Source organism: Streptococcus sp. 1F3, assembly GCF_054968985.1.
Genome location: NZ_JBUEQR010000002.1, coordinates 1,323 through 3,087, shown reverse-complemented (window position 1 = coordinate 3,087; position 1,765 = coordinate 1,323). Strand labels below are relative to the sequence as shown.

Here is a 1,765-nt window from a genome sequence, read left to right as displayed (position 1 = left end):
AAAACAGAACTTAGTCTGAGACTAAATTCTGTTGGTTTTATGCAGTTTTCTCAGAGTAAATTCTGGAAGGACGGGAACTAGAACTTACTGTGAGAATTTACCTCTTTTCATCGTGTTCTCATGTTCATTCAAATATACTGACAGACTTTTCCGTCCTTAAAAGCCAAATCAATCATCCCCCCACCCAGGCATTCTTCTCCATCATAGAAAACAACAGCCTGACCTGGTGTAATTGCACGTTGTGGCTCAGAAAAGACAACTTCCGCCCTATCTCCTGTAACCTTTACAATAACTTTACTATCAGGTTGACGATAGCGAAACTTAGCTGTGCAGTCAAATGTAAAGACTTCAGGCATATCTCGTGTAAAGTGAACTTGACTGGCTATGAGGCTAGTTGACATTAGAGAGTCATGATAAAAACCTTGACCAACATATAAAATATTTTCTGCCAAATCCTTACCAACAACGAACCATGGAGCATTATCGCCACCAATCTGCCCACCGATACCAAGCCCTCCACGTTGACCAATCGTGTAATACATGAGACCTGCATGTTCGCCCATATCTCGACCGTCAACAGTCATCATTCGTCCCTTCTGGGCTGGAAGATATTGACTGAGAAATTCTTTAAAATTCTTCTCCCCGATAAAACAAATCCCTGTCGAATCTTTTTTCCTAGCTGTTGCAAGACCTGCCCGCTCTGCAATGTCACGGACTTCTGACTTCTGTAAATGCCCCAGAGGAAACATCGTTTTCTGCAATTGCTCTTGTGATAGTTGGCTAAGGAAATAAGTCTGATCCTTACCATTATCAGCTCCACGCAGCAGATGAACGACTCCATTTTGATCTCTATGAACTTGGGCATAGTGACCTGTCGCCACATAATCAGCTCCCAACTGCATCGCATAGTCTAAGAAGGCTTTAAATTTAATTTCTTTATTACACATGACATCAGGATTTGGTGTCCGTCCTGCACGATATTCGGCAAGAAAATATTCAAACACCCGATCCCAATACTCTTTTTCAAAATTGACAGAGTAGTACGGAATTCCAATTTGATCCGCAACTGCTGCCACATCTTTATAATCTTCTGTGGCTGTACAAAAACCATTTTCATCTGTATCGTCCCAGTTTTTCATGAAGATACCAATCACGTCATAGCCTTGCTCTTTGAGCAATAAAGCTGTGACAGACGAGTCAACCCCTCCACTCATGCCAACGACAACACGTATCTTTGAGTTATCACCCATATCTATTCTCCCATCAATTTACTATCGTGTAAACAAAGTTTACAGTACCTATTTTCAAAAAACGATTGAAGGTCGATTTTGAAGTACCTCACGGCACAGACAGTATTATACCATATCCCTCACTATTTTCTATCAAATTAAAATGAAGAAGCAGATTTTCCCACTCTTATCTGATATAATACAAGTAAGAGAAAATTGAGGAAAATCAAATGACAAATTTAAAGTATAAAAAATTAGGTTACTTTACATCGCTTTACAGCTCCTTAACCCTTGATAATACTGACTTTTTGAAAAATCGTATCTTCATAGATATTCATAAGTTTTCCTAGAAAGTCCACAAAAAGGTGAACAAAAAAAGAGCTTTACAGCTCCTTTACAATGAGTTCAGCAGGCAAGAACTAGCGTAGTCATCAGCTACGCTTTTTTGATTGCTAATAAATCTATTATACCAGATTCTACTGTATCCAAAAAGCCCAGCGAGTAGCTAGGCTTGTATAGTTGTTTCGCTTTAACAA

General features: G+C 39.3%; 1 protein-coding gene. It reads right to left on the bottom strand.

The genetic code is table 11. The features are described 5' to 3' along the window. Positions 1–128: 128 nt before the first annotated feature. The gene (gene mnmA / locus ACVPON_RS00050) at positions 129–1,250 is read right to left on the bottom strand and encodes a tRNA 2-thiouridine(34) synthase MnmA (protein WP_462874787.1); all 1,122 of its coding nucleotides are present in this window, start codon (positions 1,248–1,250) and stop codon (positions 129–131) included. Positions 1,251–1,765: the final 515 nt, after the last annotated feature.